We start from the raw sequence: 15,168 nt of genomic DNA on the forward strand, positions 1-15,168 counted from the left end.
CTAAGAGGTGTTATGGATAGCCAAGAGCAGGCAAGGGTAGGTGTGCGCCGCACGGTTATTAGAACAATCGCCGTATTGATAGGCATGTTTGGCTTTGCCTTTGCACTAGTGCCGCTTTATGACGTTTTTTGTAGCATTACTGGTATTAACGGCAAGGTGGACGCCACTGCGAAGAGCGTCGTGCACGAAGAAGTCGATGAGTCGCGCTATATAAATGTGCAATTTATCACCCGCGGCAGCCCCGGCCTGCCATGGCAAATGAGCGTTGAAATGCGCCAGATGAGTGTGCACCCCGGGCAAATGGCGGAAGTCGATTTTACCTTCACCAATAATAGCAGTAGCGAAAGCTGGGGGAGAGCAGTGCCCAGTGTGTCTCCCTCTACTGCCACGACGCATCTACGTAAAATCAGCTGTTTCTGCTTTCAGGAGCAGCAGTTGCAGGGTAATGAGCGGTTAACCATACCGTTGGTATTCCAGCTAGCGCGTGATCTGCCCGACGATATTAATACTATTACGCTGGTGTATACCCTCTACCCGATAGAGCATGTGATTCAAAATGCTGCATTGGATAATACGCTTAAGAGCAGCGCTAACAACGAGCTTATAAACGACCCTATAAACAATCTCAGTAACACGCCTAAAAACAATAAAGCGGCGGGAGAAGCGATATGAGCAGTGGTAGCTATTATGTTCCGGCGAGTAGCCGATGGCCTGTTCTCGGCTCGGTTGCCCTAGGCGCCATGATGGTCGGCACGGGCATTAAACTCGTTTATGACACCGGGTTACCGCTGGTGTTAATCGGTGTGGTAGGCATTCTTGCGGTGATGGGGCTCTGGTTCCGTGACGTCATTAGTGAGTCTCGGGGAGGGCTTTATGATGAGCAGATGGATCGCTCATTTCGTTGGGGGATGGGCTGGTTCATTTTTTCGGAAGTAATGTTTTTTGCCGCCTTTTTTGGCGCGCTGTTTTACGTACGCATGTTTGCTATTCCATGGTTAGGGGGAGAGGGGGCAAAAGGTGTTTCCGCATTACTATGGCCTGACTTTGTCGCCACTTGGCCGTTGTTGAATCCACCGGACTCATCCATTGCCGGCCCTGAACAAGTCTTTAGCCCGTGGCAACTGCCTCTCGTCAACACGCTGATTTTGATAACTTCCAGCATCACGCTCACCGTTGCTCACGAAGCTTTAAAAGTGGGTGACCGGAAGACTTGCCGCAACTGGCTAACGGGAACGGTGCTATTGGGTTGCTGCTTTATCATGATCCAGGGTGTCGAATACTACGAGGCCTACGCCCATTATGGCATTACCTTGGAAGCCGGAATTTTCGGGGCAACATTCTTTATTTTGACCGGCTTTCATGGTGTGCACGTGATTATTGGCACGCTGATTTTAGCCGCCATGCTGGTACGCATTATCAAGGGCCACTTTGGCGGCGAAAACCATTTTGGTTTTGAAGCCTCTTGCTGGTATTGGCACTTTGTTGATGTGGTGTGGGTTGGGCTGTTTATTTTTGTCTACGTCTTATAGCCACATTAGCCTAACTGGCCCGACCAATAACCGAAAATAATAAGGGCCATGAGCAGACAGGCTAATCCAATTCTCCATTTGAGAGAGAGTAGTAGGCGGCGGGAAGAGGCGTTATCTCGAATCAGGAAAACGGCGCCCATGGCCAAGCTGATAACCATCGCAATAAACACGGCGGCAATGAGTAGTTGTAACCACATGATGAATCCCTCTCGGCAATGGCGTTTTTATAGTTGGTGTCTGTTTTGGAGTTTGCTGGTGGCGTTAGGTATTAGTTTAGGACTATGGCAGTGGGAACGGGCAGATGACAAGCGGTTGGCCATCGCCGTTCGCGATGCAGCCCCTACCTTAGTGCAGCCTACCGAGCAGCCAGCGCAAGGCGCCCAGGTAACGTTGCGTGGGCAGTATTTGGCGGAGCAAACGCTCTATTTGGATAATCGCGTTGTAGACGGAAGAGTGGGGGTGGCCGTACTAACCCCGCTGCGTGATAGTTTCGGGCAGCTTTGGCTGGTACAGCGTGGCTTTTTAGCCACCGGGCCGCGTCGCGAAACGCCGCAGACAACCACACCCAGCGGTACGGTCGAAGTGATTGGCGAGTGGCAGGAGGTACAGTCTGGCGGGCCGCTATATGGGGAAAATAGAGAAGGGGCAAGGCTGCAGCAGCTTAGCCTTGAACCCTGGCACGCTTCGCTAGGCGCGTTTAGTTACCCAGGCTGGTTGCACGCCAGCGAAGGCGATGGGGTCTTAATCCCATGGTGGGAAGCCAATGTGATGCCGCCCAGTCGGCATATGGGCTATGCCTTTCAATGGTGGGGGCTGGCACTGGCGGCCTTGATGGTGATGTTTATTGGCGGATATAAACTGCGTCGCGATGGCGCTGATAAAAAAGCTTTAGTTAATAAAAATAAACAGAGGTGAAAAGTATGCAGGACGCCAGACATATTCGCCGTCAGCGGCTCAAGTTAATCCTTATTTTTGTCGTTTTTGCGGCGCCCATGGTCGCTGCTTGGGGAATGGTCGAGTTACGCATCGGTATTCCCGATCGCCATACTGCTCACGGAAATGTGGAGCTGGAATTGCCCATGCTTGACGAGTGGCCTTTAACAATAGCTGCGGTCAATAGCCAAGAGGAGTGGGTCTTGGCCTTTGACTGCTCTCAGCAGTGTGAGCAGCGTAAGGATGAGTTTTGGCGTTTACACCGTGCTTTAGGGCGCGAAGCGCCGAGGTTAACTCGCTTACGGATTGGTGGGGATCCCGAATCGCTGCCAGGAGAAATGACCAGCGAATGGCAGCACTTACCTCCGTGGCGTCAAGCCAACTCGGCTTGGCTGCTTGATCCAATGGGGCGACCAGCACTGGCCTTTGAGGCCAACGTAGCCACTGAGGATGTGCTCGAGGATATCCAGCATCTACTTAAAGTGAATCCTCAATAAAGCGCGCTAGCCTCTGCTGTTAAGGAAACGCCATGCACGATTCATTTGAGCGCCGCTTGCGCTGGTTAGTGCGATTAACGCTGGTAGGTACTCTATTTACTGCCGTAGTGATGCTGGTAGGCGCCTGGACGCGTTTAGTCGATGCTGGTTTAGGCTGCCCTGACTGGCCGGGTTGCTACGGCAAGCTATTAGTTCCTGATAATGATCTTGCCACGCTTCATCATCCCGATGTCCCGTTGGAGCCCTTTAAAGCGTGGGTAGAAATGGTACATCGCTATATCGCGACGCTGCTGGGATTGGTGATCGTTAGCGTTGTAGCCTTGGGCTGGCCGTTGCGTCATCGTCGCGATTACCCATGGCACCTAAGCTTGATGCTGCTGGTGGTTATTTTGCTCCAGGGCGCCTTTGGTGCCTTCACCGTTACGCTCAAGTTATGGCCTCAAGTCGTTACCCTTCACCTCCTGGGCGGGTTGAGTGTGCTGCTGCTGCTCTTTTGGCTGCATCTTCGCTTACGCCTCGCTGTGGCGCCAAAGCCAACAAGTGAGCCTCGGCGAGTGAATGCGTGGTGGGGTATTGCGGCATGTTTGCTGGTAGTGCAATTGGCTCTAGGTGGGTGGGTGTCCAGCAATTATGCCGGTATTGCCTGCCAAGGTTTTCCTACTTGTAATGGCCAGTGGATGCCCGCGATGGATATCAGCGAGGGCTTCCATCTTACCCAGACCGTGGGGCCCAATTACCTACATGGGCATTTACATGCCGATGCACGTACCGCGATTCAAGTGGTACATCGCTTGGGGGCATTGTTGCTTGGTGTCGGGCTAATAGTGCTCTGGTGGCGTTATCGACAGTGGCAGAATGTGGTAAGGCCGCTAGCGATTGTCGTCGGTTTGTATGTGCTGCAGGCTGCATTGGGGGTGGCCAATGTGGTGCTTTGGTTGCCGCTTTGGCTGGCGCTACTGCACACAGCGGGCGCCATTGCGTTGGCCGTTGGGCTCGTTTGGGCCTGGTGGCGTTGGCGCTATCATGAGGCTGGCGTTTACTCAACGACGACTCATTCACCTTATAACAACGTTATCGTTCAATAAAAGGGAAGCATGCCATGCGAAATATAACAATGACGCTACCCACGGCAGTGCCTTCTATGGTGTGGGGCTGGAAAGAGCTCCTTGGTCTGTGCAAGATGAAAGTTGTTGCCGTTATGTTGGTGTGTGCTGCCGTAGGAATGGCGTTAGCAACCCCGGGCCTACCACCATTGACGAACGTAGCCCTTGGGCTAGCCGGTATCGGCTTGGCCTCTTGCGGTGCGGCGGCTTTTAACCATGTCATCGACCGCCACTTGGACGCGGTAATGACACGAACGTCTCGTCGTCCTTTGGCAAGTAAACGTCTACCCGTGGCAATCGCTCTAGGTTGGGCGTGCTTGCTTTCAGTCGCAGGTGTTGCGCTATTGGTGTGGCAGGTTAACCATTTAACGGCTGCGCTAACCTTTGCCTCCCTAATTGGTTATGCGCTGATTTATACCGCTTTTTTAAAGCGGGCGACACCACAAAATATCGTCATTGGAGGCGTTGCTGGCGCTGCGCCGCCACTGCTGGGGTGGGTCGCTATTACTGGGCAAATTACCCCCGAGCCTTTGCTTTTAATGCTGATTATTTTTGCCTGGACGCCGCCCCATTTTTGGGCGTTGGCCATTCACAAGCGCGATGATTATGCCCGGGCTGGTATCCCCATGCTGCCCGTTACCCACGGCATTCCTTTTACGCGGCTGCAAATTTGGCTGTATGGGTGGTTAACGGTGTTAGCCACCTTACTGCCGGTGATGATAGGCATGAGCGGCGCGCTCTACCTAGTGGTCGTGCTGTGCCTGAATGCGCGCTTCATGGTGTGGAATTGGCGAGTGTGGCGTGGTCAGGATCCTGCTGCTCCTATCGGCGCATTCTGGTTCTCAATTCGCTATTTATTAGGTGTTTTTGGGGCGCTATTACTTGATCACTACGCTGCGGCGCTTGCTTGGTGATCCAAACAAGAGTTGGACAGCTATGCAGTCAGAAGAGAAGCAAGCCTAGATGCTATTGGCAGAATAGTGGTATAAGGGTGTACAATTTTCGTCAAGCAATTTATCCGCTGAATGAGGAGTTTCATGAGCTCAACGGTAGCGCTGGTATTACTCGCCGTGGCGATTGCAGTCATTGTAGGGTTGTGTTTCTACGCATGGTCGTTACGCAAAGAGGTGAGTCGTCGAGAAGCTTATCGTCGCGATGAAGACGCTCGTGCCCAACAAAATAGCTTAGAAAACCTCGATTATGTAGCAAGCGCACTGGTTCAGGAGCAGGTCGATATTACCGAAGGCGCCTGGCGGTGCAAGGTGTTACTGGAAATCATTGATCCTAGTTTAACGGAACGAACTGAATTTAAGGCATTTGCCGAGCACTACAGCCGCACTCAACACCTGAATACCCATACCGCTCGTCAACAGTTGTCCCCCCGAGAGCGTATGCAGGAAGACAAAGAGCGGCTGATGGTAGAAAATGATATGCGCGATGCCGTATTGGAGGCAGCTCGGGCAGTGCTGAAATGGCGTGCCCAAGGCAGAAAAGCGCTGCATTAATGACAGGTTTTGAGCGGTTTAAACCGCCCAAAAGCATAGCAAGCTAATTTTTAGTGCCCATTGCGGCAATTTTGCTATGCTGAAGGATGTCGGTATTGGCAAGAAGTTGATATCTTGGCATTGTTGCCTTCCTGCGCTTAAGCGTGAATGATAGGCACATCGCTCTATATCGACTGGGTGTTGAGTAATTAGTACGTGATTATTGGTACTGGGAGCTTGATACTATCAACAGCGATATGGAGCAGGCGAAAAATGGATGCTCTCGCAATAAGAAGCATTGGATAGATTTGGTCACTTATGGCCATTTCAGCATTGGATCAAGAAGGAGTCTTGCATGAAAAAATCAACGACTGGCTTGCTCATCGGTTCCGCACTGGTAGTAGGTCTATCTGGCTGTGCCAGCTCGGCCTCACAGTCTTCCGGCCAAGCAAGCGCTAGCAGCGACCGCAGCTGGTACCAGCACCCTGCGGTATGTGGTCTGGCAGGCGGCGTTATCGGTGGCAGCATTGGCTACGCCACCAGCAGTAGTTCTGATGAAGAGAGCGGTGCTGCTACTGGTGCCGCAGCTGGTGCTGCTATCGGCGGTCTGCTATGTGCTGATCGTACGCCTGAGCCGGTTGCACCTCAGTGCCCGAGCTATGGCGAAGTGCCTGCTGGTGTCGCAGTTGACGCCGAGGGATGCCCGTTAGATTCTGACGGTGATGGCGTGCCGGACTACCGCGATCAGTGCCCAGGCACTCCCGCTGGCGTTGAAGTTAATGCCAACGGTTGCCCGCTTGACTCCGATAACGACGGTGTGCCCGATTACCGTGATCAGTGCCCGAACACTCCTGCTGGTGTAGAAGTGAACGCCCTGGGTTGCCCGGATAGCGTAGTTCTGGAAGATGTTAACTTCGAGTTTGATTCTGCTCAGTTAACCTCTAACGCTCAGAGCGTGCTTAACGGTGTTGCAGAGCGCTTGGTCAGCAACCCTGATGTTCGCGTAAGCATCGAAGGCCACACTGATTCACGCGGTTCTGACGAGTACAACAAAAACTTGTCACAAGAGCGTGCTCAATCTGTTGCTAACTACTTGGCGAGCCGTGGCGTAGAAGCTAACCGCATGCGTGCGGTAGGTTACGGTGAAGAGCGTCCGGTCGCCTCTAACGAGACTGAAGAAGGTCGCTTCCAGAACCGTCGCGTTGAACTGGATGAGTGGAACTAAGTTCACTTATCATCTGAGGTTTGCGGTTTGGTTATAAAGTGCTAGCGGCAATCCACAGGTAAAGAAACGGGAGGCTTATGCCTCCCGTTTTTATTTTAAGCGGTCGGCAAGTCTGCTAGTCTTGCTGCTGTTTTATGTTGGTACATTTACACCTCTCCCAAGACCATTGATAGCGATATGTGATCCTTGGTATGGATCACCACTGCGCTCAAGGAATCTGAATGCCTATTGTTACTCTGCCTGACGGCAGTCAAAAGACGTTTGAAGCACCGCTAACCATTATGCAGCTCGCAGAATCCATTGGCCCTGGTTTGGCTAAGGCCTGTATCGCTGGAAAGATCGATGGTGTGCTGGTAGATGCCGCTGACCTGATCGAGCAAGACGCAACGGTGGCGATAATTACTGCCCGTGACGCTGAAGGGCTGGAAATTATTCGCCACTCCTGCGCTCACCTCATTGGTCATGCGGTTAAGCAGATGTACCCCGAGGCCAAAATGGCCATCGGGCCAGTTATTGAAGATGGTTTCTACTACGATATTGAGTTTGGTCAATCTGTCACACCGGAAGACCTGGAAGCCATCGAAGCGCGTATGCAGTCACTGATAGAGCGTGAGTACGATGTGGTACGCGAGTATGTTGATCGTGACCAGGCAATGCTGACTTTTTTACACCGCGATGAACCTTATAAGCAGGAAATTGTTCGCGATATTCCCGATGACGCGACCATCCGGCTTTATCATCACGAAGAATACACCGATATGTGCCGCGGGCCTCATGTGCCAAATACCCGCCACTTAAAAGCCTTTAAGTTGACCAAGTTGGCCGGTGCTTATTGGCGCGGTGACGCTGCAAATACTATGTTGACGCGTATCTACGGCACCGCGTGGGGTGATAAAAAACAGCTGAAGGCTTACGTCAAACGTCTCGAAGAGGCGGAGAAACGCGATCACCGTAAGTTGGCGCGTCGGTTGGATCTCTTCCACATGCAGGAAGAGGCGCCGGGGATGATATTCTGGCATCCAAACGGCTGGGCGCTATGGCAGCAGATCGAACAATATATGCGGGGCGTCTATAAAGAGGGTGGTTATCAAGAAATACGCTGTCCTCAGATTATGGACGTATCGCTTTGGAAAAAATCAGGGCACTGGGATAACTACGCGGACGGCATGTTCTTTACTGAATCCGAAAAGCGTGAGTATGCTCTTAAGCCGATGAACTGCCCTGGACATGTTCAGGTGTTTAATTCTGGTTTGCGTAGCTATCGCGAATTGCCCGTTCGTTTTGGTGAGTTTGGTGGATGCCACCGTAACGAGCCTTCAGGTGCTTTACACGGCATTATGCGTGTGCGGGCATTTACGCAAGATGATGGCCATGTTTTCTGTACTGAAGCTCAAGTTGAGCCTGAAGTGACTGATTTTCATCGCCAAGCGCTAAAGGTGTATAGTGATTTCGGCTTTGAAGATATAGCTATTAAAATTGCTCTTCGCCCGGAAAAGCGCATTGGAAGTGATGAGGTTTGGGATCGGGCAGAAGATGCGCTGCGTAGCGCATTGAAAACTTGTGGCGTCGAGTGGCAGGAACTTCCTGGCGAAGGCGCGTTCTACGGCCCCAAGATTGAATATCATATGAAAGACTGTCTGGGGCGTGAATGGCAGGTCGGCACTATGCAGGTCGATTTTATGATGCCAGAGCGGCTTGGGGCTCAGTATGTGACTGAAGAAGGTCAGCGTAAGTCGCCGGTAATGCTGCATCGTGCTATTGTAGGCTCCATGGAGCGCTTCATTGGCATCTTGATTGAACATTATGCGGGCGCTATGCCATTATGGCTTGCGCCTCAGCAGGCGGTTGTCATGACTATCACCGATTCGCAGCGTGAATATGCGCTTGAATTGGAGAAACGTCTGCAAAAAAGTGGCTTGCGTGTTAAAGCGGACTTGAGGAACGAGAAGATCGGCTTTAAAATCCGTGAGCATACATTACAGAAAGTTCCCTATCTCCTTGTGGTGGGAGATAAGGAAGTCGAAGCTGACTCAGTGGCCGTGCGAACACGCAGCGGCGAAAACCTCGGTACAATGACGGTCGATGAATTTATTGAACGCCATACTGCCGAGAGAGCAGCCCTGGCGACATCGTCAATGGCCTAAGGAGACGGAACGATCAAGAGAAGCAACCAGCGCGGGCGTCCAGCAGACAAACGCCCACCAATGAACGAGCGAATTGTCGAAGAAGAAGTACGCCTTATTGGTAGCGACGGTGAGCAGTTGGGCGTTGTGCCCACCACCGAAGCGCTAGAGCGTGCTGAATCTGAAAGCTTAGATCTCGTGCAAATTTCGAATGCCGATCCCATCGTCTGTAAGATTATGGATTACGGCAAATTCGTTTTTGAGACCAAGAAGCAGAAAGCGGCTCAAAAGAAGAAGCAGAAGCAAATCCAGGTTAAGGAAGTCAAATTCCGTCCTGGCACCGATGAAGGCGATTATCAGGTCAAGCTTAAAAACCTGACGCGCTTTTTGGAAGGTGGTGACAAGGGCAAAGTCACACTGCGCTTCCGTGGTCGTGAAATGGCGCACCAGGATATCGGCCGTAAGCTGATGGAAAGGATCGCGGCAGACCTGGAAGAGATCGGAGTGGTAGAGGCCTTTCCTAAAATGGAAGGCCGCCAGATGATCATGATTATTGCCCCGAAAAAGAAGTGATCCAACGGCGATGTCAACGGGCCACCGTTAAACCGGTGGTCGGCCCTGGGTTTTCTAAAAAATATCGAGCGGAGTTTTCCTCATGCCGAAAATCAAAAGCAACAGCGGCGCTGCCAAGCGCTTCAAGAAGACTGCTAATGGCTTTAAGCACAAGCAGTCTCACCGTAGCCACATCTTGACCAAGAAATCGACCAAGCGTAAGCGTCAATTGCGTGGAATGAAGCAGATCCACGCGTCTGATAAAGCGCTCATCCAGCGTATGCTGCCGAATCTATAAGTCGGGTTTTCGTTTTTCTGAGTGCACAATTTTTTTGCCTCAGCCTTAAAGTCAGGAGTGTGTTATGACTCGAGTTAAACGTGGCGTAGTAGCGCGTCGTCGCCATAAAAAAGTATTGAAGCTTGCCAAAGGTTACTACGGTGCCCGTTCACGCGTTTTCCGTGTTGCCAAGCAAGCTGTAATCAAAGCTGGTCAGTACGCTTACCGTGACCGTCGCAATCGTAAGCGCCAGTTCCGCGCGCTATGGATCCAGCGTATTAACGCTGGTGCGCGTGTTAACGGTATGTCTTACAGCCGCTTTGTTGGCGGTCTTAAGAAAGCCGGTATCGAAATCGACCGTAAAGTATTGGCCGATTTGGCAGTACACGAGAAGGCTGCATTTGCTGCCATCGTGGAAAAAGCCAAGGCTGCCCAATAAGGTAATATGCATAGGGCTTGTGCCCGTGTTACGTGCCTGAGGTCATTTCAGAGTGACCCATCCAGGGGAAGAGCAGCCGCTCTTCCCCTGTTTTTTTGTCACCTTCAACGTGCCACGCCATCTTCACGGATGGACACCGCTTAATTCGGAGTGAAACGGATGGATCACCTTCCTACTCTGGTATCTGAGGCTCGCGACGCCATTCAGGCTGCGCAGAGTGTCGCCGCACTAGACGAGTTACGAGTACGCTACTTAGGTAAGAAAGGTGAGGTAACTGCCTTGCTGAAGGGCCTGGGGAAGCTGTCAGCCGAAGAACGCCCGGCAGCAGGCGAGCGTATTAATCAAGCCAAGCAAACGCTGGCCGACGAAATTGATGCTAAGCGCGAACAGCTTGAAAGTGAGGCGCTGAATGCCCGTTTGGCCGCTGAAAGTATCGATGTCACATTGCCAGGGCGTGGTCAGGCCAGCGGTGGGTTGCATCCCGTCACGCGTACGCTTGAGCGCATAGAGGGGCTGTTCACACGTATTGGTTATGACGTGGCGGTAGGGCCTGAAATTGAAGACGATTATCACAACTTCGAAGCCCTCAACATTCCCGCGCACCATCCCGCTCGCGGTATGGCTGATACCTTCTATTTTGACGCCACGCGCTTGCTGCGTACTCACACCTCGCCGGTGCAAGTGCGTACTATGAAAAGTAGTGAGCCACCTATCCGTATCGTTTGCCCGGGGCGGGTCTATCGCAGCGATTCAGATTTGACTCACACCCCCATGTTCCACCAAGTGGAGGGCTTGCTGGTCGATGAGGGGGTTAGCTTTGCCGACCTTAAAGGAACGATCGAAGACTTTCTGCAGGCATTTTTTGAGCGCGACGACCTTTCGGTGCGTTTCCGTCCATCCTACTTTCCATTCACTGAGCCCTCCGCCGAAGTGGATATTCAGTGTGTGATGTGTAGTGGATCAGGTTGTCGTGTCTGTTCCCACAGCGGCTGGCTGGAAGTGATGGGATGCGGCATGGTGCATCCTGAAGTCTTTCGTCACTCGGGTATTGATACCGAGCGCTATACCGGTTTTGCCTTCGGAATGGGGGCTGAGCGTTTGGCAATGCTGCGCTACGGCGTGAATGATTTACGCCTGTTCTTTGAAAACGATCTGCGTTTTTTACGTCAATTCGCTTAAGACCGCCGCCGAATACAGGATCAACGATGAAATTTTCAGAACAGTGGCTGCGTGAGTGGGTTTCGCCGCAGCTTGAAACGCAGGCAATGGCCGACCAAATCACCATGGCGGGCTTGGAAGTCGACGCTATTGAGCCGGTAGCCGCCGCATTCAGCGGTGTAGTGGTGGCTGAGGTGCTGAGTAAAGAGAAGCACCCTGACGCGGATAAGCTCAATGTGTGCACCGTTGATGACGGTAGTGGCGAGCCTGTGCAGGTTGTCTGCGGTGCACCCAATGTTGATGTTGGTCAGAAGATCCCCTTTGCCCAGGTGGGTGGCGTGCTGCCAGGTGATTTTAAAATCAAAAAAGCCAAGCTACGCGGCGTTGAATCGCGCGGGATGATTTGTTCTGCATCGGAGCTGGGGCTTGAAGAAGAGACCTCGCCCGGCATCCTGGTGCTGTCGTCATCTGCGCCGGTGGGGGGCGATTTCAGAGAGTTCATGCATCTTAATGACATGACGATTGAGGTCGATCTGACGCCCAACCGGGGAGACTGCCTGAGTATTAAGGGGATGGCGCGAGAGGTCGGCGTGCTTAACCGTTTGCCGGTTAACGGGCCCGTAATCGCACCGGTGGCCGCGGAGGTTGAGGATAGCTTCGCGGTGAGCGTAGAGGCACCAGAGCAGTGCCCGCGCTATATTGGTCGCGTAATCAAGGGCGTTAATGTTAAGGCTGAAACACCGCTGTGGATGGTAGAACGTCTTCGCCGCAGTGGCGTGCGCTCGATTGACCCAGTGGTGGATATTACCAACTACGTCATGCTGGAATTGGGCCAGCCGATGCACGCCTTTGACCGCCACAACCTGCAAGAGGGCATAGTGGTTCGCATGGCCAAGCCGGGCGAACGGCTAACACTGCTTGATGGTAGTGATATGGCGCTGCGCCCCGAAACGTTGATCATTGCCGACAGCTCAGGCCCGCTAGCCATGGCAGGTGTGATGGGTGGGGAAAACTCCGGCGTTAATGAAAATACCCAGACTATTTTCCTTGAATCAGCGTTCTTCACTCCGCTTGCCATTGCGGGGCAGGCGCGCTCCTACGGGCTACACACAGATGCATCGCACCGTTTTGAGCGCGGCGTCGATCCGCAATTGACACCAGTTGCCGTTGAGCGCGCCACACAGCTTTTGATTGATATCTGCGGCGGCCAAGCAGGGCCTCTTGTTGAAGCGCAAAGTGCTGAGCGTATGCCTGCTGAGCGCGCTATTTTCTTGCGCAGTGAACGGTTAGAAAAAGCGCTTTCCAAGGCTCTCGATAGTGATGATGTAACTGATATCTTGCAACGCCTAGGGCTTGAAGTCAGCGTGCAGGATGCCGGCTGGGCAGTCACTGCGCCGAGTTGGCGTTTTGATCTGGCCATCGAAGAGGATCTCATCGAAGAAGTAGCGCGTATCCATGGCTACAATAATTTGCCGGTGCGCCGGCCGGCGGCACGCTTGGCGCTCCGTTCAGCAGACGAGGCAACGCTTACCCAGGCACGGCTGCGCCGCCAGATGGTTGCCCGCGGCTTCCAAGAGGCGATTACCTACAGCTTTGTGGCTCCTGAGCTGCAAGCGACCATGCTGCCCGATGCTGTAAGCCCCGCGCTAGCTAACCCTATCTCGGCTGATTTGTCGGTGATGCGTGCTAGTTTGTTTCCCGGCTTGGTGCGCGCCATGGAGTATAATCTTAACCGTCAGCAAACCCGCGTGCGGCTGTTTGAAACCGGGCTGGTTTTCAACGGCGAACTGGATGAGTTGTCACAAGTCCCGATGCTTGGTGCTCTGGTCTGTGGTGCGCGGGAAGCAGAGGGCTGGAGTGATGCGAAAGGGCGGGTGGATTTCTACGATCTAAAGGGCGATTTGGAGAGTGTCCTGGCCTTGGGCGGTGACGCTGACGCATGGCGCTTTGAGCCTGCAGAGCACCCGGCCCTTCATCCGGGGCAGTGTGCGCAGCTGCTGCATCGTGGAGAGCCTGCGGGTTGGATCGGTACCCTGCACCCTCAGGTGCGCGCAACGCTTGGCTTGAAGATGGATGCGGTGCTCTTCGAAGTGCGTCTGGATGCGCTTAGCCAAGGCCGTATTCCTGCCTTTGAACCGTTATCACGCTTTCCTGAGGTGCGCCGTGATTTGGCGTTTATACTCAAAGAGGCGACTCCTGTGCAGGCGCTGTTGGATTGCGCCAAGCAGCAAGCAGGTGAGTATCTGCAAGATATCAAGCTATTTGACGTCTATTCAGGTAAAGGTGTGGCCGAAGAGCACAAGAGTATTGCTTTGGGCTTGACCTGGCAGCATCCATCGCGCACGCTAAACGACGAGGAAATCAATCAGTTGGTTGATTCAATTGTGACACAAGTGCGTGTCAAGTTAGATGCTGAGCTGCGCGGCTAATTAAGTAGCTATGTGAGTGCCTGGGCTACGCCACGATGCTTATCACGTTCTTGGCAATGCGTTTGCTACTGTACGTTTGGTACAGAGCGTTTGTTGCTGTGTTTGCTTCAAGGATAAGGAGAAGCCTTATGGGTGCGTTGACCAAAGCAGAGCTAGCCGAACATTTGCATGCAGAGCTAGCCCTGTCCAAACGAGAAGCGAAGGCTATGGTCGAAGCTTTTTTTGAAGAGATTAGAGCCTGCCTTCGTGAGAACGAACAGGTAAAACTATCGGGTTTTGGTAACTTTGATCTGCGAGATAAGCGCGAGCGACCAGGGCGTAACCCCAAAACCGGTGAAGAAATTCCCATTTCTGCTCGAAGAGTCGTGACGTTTCGCCCAGGGCAAAAGCTTAAGCAGCAGGTTGAACACTATGAAGGCGGTGAATAGTCTTTTGGTTTGAGAAATGCTGGTACTCTCAGTTCAGTAGCTGCTCTCGTGTCATGCAAGACTCCCCTTCATAAAAAAGGAGTGCCTTCGGGCGCTCCTTTTCTCTTTTATGATGGGCGTTGTTGTGATGAGTATAGTGATAAGCGCGCCTGTGGAGTGATGGCTTTTGCTACCCCTGCATGCCGCCACCTTCGATTAGCCAGGTAATCACCACCTTAATGACGTAACCAAGCATGCCTGCGCCGAGCACCACAAACAGCATGATGGTACCAAATTTGCCTGCGTTCGATTTTTTGGCCAAATCCCAGATAATAAAACACATAAATATGATCAGGCCGCTAATCATTAGCGGGGTGATCCAAGCCTCGAAGGTTTGCTGCATAGCCACTCCTGTGCGCTGCGTGTGGGTCACCCGTTTGGGCGATGTGTCTCATTCTAACCAGCCATGTTAATATTTGAGCAAATTCATCAGGTATTTGTCGACTTGACGGTTGGCACTGTGACACTTTGACAGGGGAGTGACGATGCCGAAGCTAAATATTTTGGTGGGTACCATGTATGGCGGTGCCCTTGATGTGGCAGAGCAGGTGAAACCCCTATTTGAACAGGCCGGTTACGCTGTGGAGATTATTGAACAGCCATCTGTTGATGATATTGTCAGCGGTGACGCCGATTTGGCGCTTTTTTGTGTATCGACCACTGGTAGTGGTGATTTTCCCGGCAGCTTTGTGCCCTTTGTCCGGCAGTTGCGTGACCAAAGTCCTGCGCTTACCACACTTCGCTACGGACTCATTGCACTCGGTGATAGCTCGTATGGTGATACATTTTGTGGCGCTGGCCGCGCGCTTGATGAGCTGCTGGCGGATCATGGCGCGACGCGTTTAGGGGAGCGCCTAGAGATCGATGCCATGGAGACCTTTATGGCCGACGATGCTGCTGTGCCCTGGGTGGAAGAGTGGATCGTTGCCCAGCAATTAGAGGTGGCTTGAGC

18 protein-coding genes are annotated in these 15,168 nt (G+C 52.7%); 16 read left to right on the plus strand and 2 right to left on the minus strand.

From position 1 onward, the window contains the following. Positions 1 to 12: 12 nt before the first annotated feature. Entirely contained in the window at positions 13 to 672 is a 660-nt protein-coding gene (locus HALTITAN_RS16595) for a cytochrome c oxidase assembly protein (protein WP_009287789.1), read from the plus strand. Continuing rightward, positions 669 to 1,529, plus strand: coding sequence for a cytochrome c oxidase subunit 3 (locus tag HALTITAN_RS16600; protein ID WP_009287790.1), 861 nt, complete (start codon positions 669 to 671; stop codon positions 1,527 to 1,529). The genes HALTITAN_RS16595 and HALTITAN_RS16600 overlap by 4 nt, the downstream gene beginning before the upstream one ends. Before the next feature lie 5 nt (positions 1,530 to 1,534). Here HALTITAN_RS16600 and HALTITAN_RS16605 read toward each other — a convergent pair whose 3' ends face one another. Continuing rightward, a complete protein-coding gene (locus HALTITAN_RS16605; RefSeq protein WP_039859811.1) occupies positions 1,535 to 1,726 on the minus strand; it encodes a DUF2909 domain-containing protein in 192 nt (63 codons plus the stop codon). Here HALTITAN_RS16605 and HALTITAN_RS16610 point away from each other — a divergent pair. The 13 genes from HALTITAN_RS16610 (at position 1,725) to HALTITAN_RS16670 (ending at position 14,177) form a co-directional block, all read left to right on the plus strand. Continuing rightward, positions 1,725 to 2,444 carry an SURF1 family protein gene (locus tag HALTITAN_RS16610; RefSeq protein ID WP_039859812.1) on the plus strand — a complete coding sequence of 240 codons (720 nt, stop codon included), beginning with the start codon at positions 1,725 to 1,727 and terminating at the stop codon, positions 2,442 to 2,444. The genes HALTITAN_RS16605 and HALTITAN_RS16610 overlap by 2 nt on opposite strands. A gap of 5 nt (positions 2,445 to 2,449) precedes the next feature. Then, a complete protein-coding gene (locus tag HALTITAN_RS16615) occupies positions 2,450 to 2,959 on the plus strand; it encodes a hypothetical protein (RefSeq protein WP_027959588.1) in 510 nt (169 codons plus the stop codon). A gap of 32 nt (positions 2,960 to 2,991) precedes the next feature. After that, complete coding sequence (locus tag HALTITAN_RS16620) at positions 2,992 to 4,044, plus strand: COX15/CtaA family protein (RefSeq protein ID WP_009287793.1); 1,053 nt, start codon at positions 2,992 to 2,994, stop codon at positions 4,042 to 4,044. A 14-nt stretch (positions 4,045 to 4,058) separates the two neighbouring features. Then, entirely contained in the window at positions 4,059 to 4,976 is a 918-nt protein-coding gene (gene cyoE, locus HALTITAN_RS16625; RefSeq protein ID WP_009287794.1) for a heme o synthase, read from the plus strand. Between the two features lie 123 nt (positions 4,977 to 5,099). Continuing rightward, a complete protein-coding gene (locus HALTITAN_RS16630) occupies positions 5,100 to 5,567 on the plus strand; it encodes a DUF2489 domain-containing protein (RefSeq protein ID WP_022523296.1) in 468 nt (155 codons plus the stop codon). A gap of 334 nt (positions 5,568 to 5,901) precedes the next feature. Then, positions 5,902 to 6,771: an OmpA family protein gene (locus HALTITAN_RS16635; RefSeq protein WP_022523297.1), complete on the plus strand. Its 870-nt coding sequence runs from the start codon at positions 5,902 to 5,904 to the stop codon at positions 6,769 to 6,771. A gap of 221 nt (positions 6,772 to 6,992) precedes the next feature. Then, entirely contained in the window at positions 6,993 to 8,915 is a 1,923-nt protein-coding gene (gene thrS, locus HALTITAN_RS16640) for a threonine--tRNA ligase (protein WP_009287796.1), read from the plus strand. A gap of 60 nt (positions 8,916 to 8,975) precedes the next feature. Then, entirely contained in the window at positions 8,976 to 9,467 is a 492-nt protein-coding gene (gene infC, locus HALTITAN_RS16645) for a translation initiation factor IF-3 (protein WP_009287797.1), read from the plus strand. Between the two features lie 82 nt (positions 9,468 to 9,549). Continuing rightward, complete coding sequence (rpmI, locus tag HALTITAN_RS16650) at positions 9,550 to 9,744, plus strand: 50S ribosomal protein L35 (protein WP_027959586.1); 195 nt, start codon at positions 9,550 to 9,552, stop codon at positions 9,742 to 9,744. A gap of 64 nt (positions 9,745 to 9,808) precedes the next feature. Further along, positions 9,809 to 10,162, plus strand: coding sequence for a 50S ribosomal protein L20 (gene rplT / locus HALTITAN_RS16655; protein ID WP_007114344.1), 354 nt, complete (start codon positions 9,809 to 9,811; stop codon positions 10,160 to 10,162). Between the two features lie 159 nt (positions 10,163 to 10,321). Further along, the gene (gene pheS, locus HALTITAN_RS16660; RefSeq protein ID WP_022523299.1) at positions 10,322 to 11,341 is read left to right on the plus strand and encodes a phenylalanine--tRNA ligase subunit alpha; all 1,020 of its coding nucleotides are present in this window, start codon (positions 10,322 to 10,324) and stop codon (positions 11,339 to 11,341) included. 26 nt (positions 11,342 to 11,367) lie between these two features. After that, on the plus strand, positions 11,368 to 13,749 hold the full coding sequence (gene pheT, locus HALTITAN_RS16665; protein WP_039859814.1) for a phenylalanine--tRNA ligase subunit beta: 2,382 nt from the start codon (positions 11,368 to 11,370) through the stop codon (positions 13,747 to 13,749). A 128-nt stretch (positions 13,750 to 13,877) separates the two neighbouring features. Continuing rightward, positions 13,878 to 14,177: an integration host factor subunit alpha gene (locus HALTITAN_RS16670; RefSeq protein ID WP_022523301.1), complete on the plus strand. Its 300-nt coding sequence runs from the start codon at positions 13,878 to 13,880 to the stop codon at positions 14,175 to 14,177. A gap of 169 nt (positions 14,178 to 14,346) precedes the next feature. Here the strand turns inward: HALTITAN_RS16670 and HALTITAN_RS16675 are convergent, their stop codons facing one another. Further along, complete coding sequence (locus tag HALTITAN_RS16675) at positions 14,347 to 14,559, minus strand: DUF2788 domain-containing protein (RefSeq protein ID WP_022523302.1); 213 nt, start codon at positions 14,557 to 14,559, stop codon at positions 14,347 to 14,349. Positions 14,560 to 14,701: 142 nt separating this feature from the next. Between HALTITAN_RS16675 and HALTITAN_RS16680 the strand changes: the two genes are divergently transcribed. After that, positions 14,702 to 15,166 carry a flavodoxin gene (locus HALTITAN_RS16680; RefSeq protein ID WP_022523303.1) on the plus strand — a complete coding sequence of 155 codons (465 nt, stop codon included), beginning with the start codon at positions 14,702 to 14,704 and terminating at the stop codon, positions 15,164 to 15,166. Positions 15,167 to 15,168 lie beyond the last annotated feature (2 nt).

This window comes from Vreelandella titanicae BH1 (assembly GCF_000336575.1).
Taxonomy (GTDB): Bacteria; Pseudomonadota; Gammaproteobacteria; order Pseudomonadales; family Halomonadaceae; genus Vreelandella; species Vreelandella titanicae.